This window comes from Gordonia rhizosphera NBRC 16068 (assembly GCF_000298195.1).
In the GTDB taxonomy this organism is placed as follows: domain Bacteria; phylum Actinomycetota; class Actinomycetes; order Mycobacteriales; family Mycobacteriaceae; genus Gordonia; species Gordonia rhizosphera.
Genome location: NZ_BAHC01000109.1, coordinates 1 through 4,358, shown reverse-complemented (window position 1 = coordinate 4,358; position 4,358 = coordinate 1). Strand labels below are relative to the sequence as shown.

The 4,358-nt window shown below is 64.1% G+C and carries 5 protein-coding genes and 1 pseudogene; 5 read left to right on the top strand and 1 reads right to left on the bottom strand.

Translation table 11 applies throughout. From position 1 onward, the window contains the following. Positions 1-112: 112 nt before the first annotated feature. A pseudogene (locus GORHZ_RS32220) lies at positions 113-346 on the top strand (DUF6788 family protein); the annotation flags it as partial. Between the two features lie 29 nt (positions 347-375). On the opposite strand, the gene GORHZ_RS31585 reads toward GORHZ_RS32220, so the two are convergent. Continuing rightward, on the bottom strand, positions 376-720 hold the full coding sequence (locus GORHZ_RS31585; protein ID WP_245551401.1) for a hypothetical protein: 345 nt from the start codon (positions 718-720) through the stop codon (positions 376-378). Here GORHZ_RS31585 and GORHZ_RS12525 point away from each other — a divergent pair. From GORHZ_RS12525 to GORHZ_RS30810, 4 genes are all read left to right on the top strand, one after another. After that, positions 631-1,884 (top strand): ISKra4 family transposase, encoded by a 1,254-nt coding sequence (locus GORHZ_RS12525; RefSeq protein WP_051998861.1) that lies wholly within the window; start codon positions 631-633, stop codon positions 1,882-1,884. The genes GORHZ_RS31585 and GORHZ_RS12525 overlap by 90 nt on opposite strands. Before the next feature lie 250 nt (positions 1,885-2,134). Continuing rightward, positions 2,135-2,629, top strand: coding sequence for a TY-Chap domain-containing protein (locus tag GORHZ_RS32215; RefSeq protein WP_373279598.1), 495 nt, complete (start codon positions 2,135-2,137; stop codon positions 2,627-2,629). Beyond that, complete coding sequence (locus tag GORHZ_RS32210; RefSeq protein WP_373279599.1) at positions 2,577-3,395, top strand: T3SS (YopN, CesT) and YbjN peptide-binding chaperone 1; 819 nt, start codon at positions 2,577-2,579, stop codon at positions 3,393-3,395. Before GORHZ_RS32215 ends, GORHZ_RS32210 begins: the two co-directional genes overlap by 53 nt. 316 nt (positions 3,396-3,711) lie before the next feature. Further along, a partial coding sequence (locus GORHZ_RS30810) for a hypothetical protein (RefSeq protein ID WP_157205157.1) occupies positions 3,712-4,358 on the top strand: 647 nt, incomplete at its 3' end.

Sequence of the window (4,358 nt, the reverse complement as noted above, 5' to 3'; positions counted from 1 at the left end):
CCTACAAATCTGACGCACACCCAGGGTGTGCGACACGTAAGTAGATGAGCATTGTTGTTGCTGGTCGGCCGATAATCTGGTTGTGTAATACACAACCAGATTGGAGCGGGTCGTGGCTGATCGGTCGTTGGAGGAATTGCAGGCAGCGCGAGAGCGGTTGTTCGAACAGTTGGCGGCGACCGGGGATTTCCGGCGGGGGTCGGTCAGCGAGAATTATCGGCGGTGCGGCAAACCGAATTGTGTGTGCGCCCAGCCGGATCATCCCGGGCATGGACCACGTTATTTGTGGACCCGCACGTTGCCGGGGCGGCGCAGCGTGGGCCGGCAGCTCTCGGCTGCTGAACTCGACAAGGTGCGTGCCGAGATCGCCAATTATCACCGGTTCGCGCAGGTGTCCGAGCAGATCGTGGAGGTCAACGAAGCGATCTGTGAGGCCCGCCCACCGGGTGCGGCTGCTCCTGTCGCGCCGGCCGCCACGCAGGCCGAAAAAGGGGGCTCACCGCCCAGATCGCCGAACAGATCACGACGCAGATCACCGCCGAAGTAGACCGGCTGGCCGCCCTGGCTGCCGGCGCGTTGGGCCGTACCGATGCCGACCTGGGCGGGGTGGAGGTGGCGATCCGGGCGGCGATGACCCAGATCGGGGCGAGTCTGCTCGAACAGTTGCTGGGTGCCGACGGCGGGTACCGCGGTCCCCGCATCGACTGTCGCGGTGGGCATCGAGCGCGGTTCGTGGGCTACCGGGACAAGACGATCACCACCGTGCTGGGCGCGGTCGAGGTGCGTCGGGGCTACTACCACTGCGCCGACTGCGGCCATGGTGTCGTCCCGCGTGATGACGAACTCGGCGTCAGCGGGGTCTCGCTGTCACCGGGCCTGCGCAAGATCACCGCGGTGGCCGCGGCGGCCGCCCCGTTCGCCGCCGCGTCGGTCCTGCTGGCTGAGCTGGCCGGAATACGGTTGGGCACCAAGCGGATCGAACGATCCGCGGAAACCGATGGGGCCGCGGCCGCCGACCGCCAAGCCGTGGAGTCGGCCGCGATCTGCCGCCGAGCAGTCCAGGTGCTGGCGCCCTCGACCGAGCGGCCGGCACCGGACAAGCTCTACATCGCCATCGACGGCACCGGCGTGCCCATGACCGCCGCCGCGGTCGCCGGACGCACCGGCAAAGCCGCCGACGGCCGTGCCCACACCCGCGAGGTGAAACTGGCCGCGGTCTTCACCCAAACCACCATCGACGACGAGGGCCGACCGCTGCGTGATCCCGACTCGACCAGCTACGTCGCCAGCTTCGCCACCAGTGGCGACTTCGCACCCCTGGCCGCGGCCGAAGCCACCCGCCGCGGCGCCGAGCAGACGCGTCAACTCGTCGTCCTCGGCGACGGCGCCGCCTGGATCTGGAACCTGGCCACCGCCACCTGGCCCGAGGCCACCCCCATCGTCGACCTCTACCACGCCCGCGAACACCTCCACGCCCTCGCCGACCAACTCGCCGACACCCTCGGCGCCGACCGATCGCACTGGCTCGAGCAACGTCTGGCCGACCTCGACGACGGCGACATCGAAACCCTCGTCACCGCAACCCAAACCCTGCTGCCCACCCTCGATCCCGCACTCGCGGCCACCACCGACAAAGCGTTGGGCTACTTCATCACCAACGCCCAGCGCATGCGTTACGGCTACTTCCGCGACCACGGCTTCTTCGTCGGCTCCGGCGTCGTGGAAGCCGGCTGCAAATCCATCATCGGAGCCCGCCTCAAACAATCCGGCATGCGCTGGAACATCACCGGCGCCACCGGCATCATCACCCTGCGCTGTCACCAGGCCAGCAACCGACTCGACAACATCTGGACCCACCCGCACAACCAGACCGCCACCGCCTGACCAGCACCACCAACACTCACGCCGACCTACTCACCAGTCACCTACAAATCTGACGCGCACCCGCACACCCACCCGGGATGTGCCCCAACGTTTCTGTCGGACCTCTCTCCTATCCTGTGGGCGTCAGGTGGTCCTCCCGGCCCGGCCGGTGAGGCATCCCCGCTCCACTCCGAGCGATCACTTCAGCAGTCCCGCACGTTCTCACCGCCGATGAGGCGGTGCGCCAGCGTGCCAACCGAAAGGAGAAATCATGTCCGACTTCCACTTTGATGCAACCATCGATACGACATGGCAGGAGTTCCAGGCGACTCTCACCGAGCGTCTATCGACGATGGAACTCGACGATGTCGTCTTCGTGACTCCCGCGCGAGACCAGGGCGAACCACTACCGTTCGCCCTGCGCTTCGGCCGCTCCAACGGCCACCGCGTCCGGTCCACCGTCGCCTGCGATGTCAGCGGATGCGCACCCGCGCTTCAGCGATTGGGGTGGCAGAGGCTTCGAGACGGTCGGTTCGTTTGCGAACGGCCGTGGACCCTGCGAAACCGAGGTCGCCCGGATCTCTATGGCGACGCTTCGGCAGATCTGGTCGGTGCCTCATCCGTCGTTTCTTGCGGGCCTCGGCCGGCCGCGGCCTGCCGGGTCTCCTGTCATCGGCACCGCCGAACTCGGACCCGACCGCTTGCGCACGCTCGTGCGCGACGAACTGGAAGAGTTTGCGGGCGGGGCGTTCTCGATCAACGCTGACGCGACCATCACGCTGCCAGCCGCGCACATCCAATCGTCGATCGGCATCTCCCCGTACGCGCCACGGATCGATGTCTTCGCCCGGATCGCGGACGACGTCACTCAGCCCCGCCACGCCGAGAGCATCGTCGCCGACATGGCATCCACGTGGCCCGGCATCCAGCTGGTCCTCGACGACACCGAGCTCCACGCCGCGCACCTCATCGACGCGGAGACGTACAGCCGGGACCAGCTCTTCGCCGGGCTGCACGTCTGGTTCGAGTTCATCGACAGAGGCCTGCCCGAGATCCATCGTCGCCTGCACCCGGAACCACGCCGAGTGGCGCCCATATCACCGGTGCGGCACGGCTCGAGCGTCATCGTGGAGCAGCTGACATTCAGATCGCCGCCCCGCGCAGCTTCGGAGACACGGCTGCCAACCGGGGCCACCGGCGGCTACATCCATGTCGGGAAACCGATCCGCAAACAGGTCAACCAGCATGTATCGGTCCACGACTGCCGGTGCGAATCGGAACATTCCCTTTCGTTCCCAGTGCACACGTCCAGAGGGATTCGGGCGGAACGTGGTATCGACCTCGCGCCAATCAACCGTGGCGCTGCGGTCTGTGCGAGAGACCTCGGTCACGACACCGAAAGCTGTCGCGACGCCCAGCTGGCCGACAGGATCCCATGCTGCGTACACGATGCCATCCCGCACACGAAGTTGCGTAAGACGTTCGGGAGGTGCATCGGCCGCGGTCGGGCTGGGCGTGACCAGGAACTGTGAGATCCGCGTACCCAGTACCTCGCCACAGAGAGGATCGAGTCCATGAGAGAGCGGCGGCTCGCCCGAAAGCTAATCGGTTGGGGAGCAATAATGCGATGCACGTGCTCTTGGCAGGTGGCTGAGTGCAACAGGGCGAACTTCGTGGCGTCCCCAATGTGGGCAAGACCGTGCGGGCGAACAAGTCCGGCTTCCTTCGCAGCAACAGCCACTGGTGTGCCAGGACACAATCTTCCGCGACATCAAGCACAGACTGCGCCGCTTCGCCAAGTAGCTAGTTTGCCGGCGACCAGCTTATTCGCGAGTAAGATTTCGCCCTATGGGTAGTGCGTTCGCTAAACTGGCCAGGGCCAAGGTGCACTTGGATGCTCTGAGAAACGAGGTCCATGAATACCGCGGGCGAAAACCACTGCAGTTCGAGGCACTCACAACGAACCATCCTGACGGTTCGTCACGTCTAATCGCGAAGGTAGTAGCTCAAGTCAAAGAGGAGATTCCCAGCGGACGAAGTGTGGTGATTGGCGACATCCTCACCAATCTTCGCGCTTCGCTAGATCATGCAATCTACGGACACGTCATCGATAGTCACGCTTACATAGACGAGACCAAGGTGGCTGCTGGCATCAAACTTCCGATTACCGCGAACCTGAGAGAATGGCGTAGAGAGGAAAATAGACTCGCTCCCCTCGTTGCGCCATCTGTCCTTAAGACAATTGCGCAGATACAATGTTTTCAGCCGGATCAACCATCCGAAGAAAACCACGCGCTTATTGCATTTAATAAGCTTGTCAACCGTGACAAGCACAGGTCGATTCGTCCAGTATTTATCGCAGCAACGCGCATAGAAATTGCCTATAGTGGCCTCGAAGTCGAAGAATTTCACACGACGCCGGGACCATTTTCCGATGGAGGCGTCGTCGGCATCGCGGTACTGCGGCTACCGAAAGCGAAGGCACTTCAGCTTAA

Excerpts from the sequence above, each read along its gene's own strand:
- GORHZ_RS12525 (WP_051998861.1), top strand. The coding sequence starts at position 631 with ATGACCCAGATCGGGGCGAGTCTGCTCGAACAGTTGCTGGGTGCCGAC.
- GORHZ_RS31585 (WP_245551401.1), bottom strand. The coding sequence starts at position 720 with ATGCCCACCGCGACAGTCGATGCGGGGACCGCGGTACCCGCCGTCGGC.
- GORHZ_RS32215 (WP_373279598.1), top strand. The coding sequence starts at position 2,135 with ATGTCCGACTTCCACTTTGATGCAACCATCGATACGACATGGCAGGAG.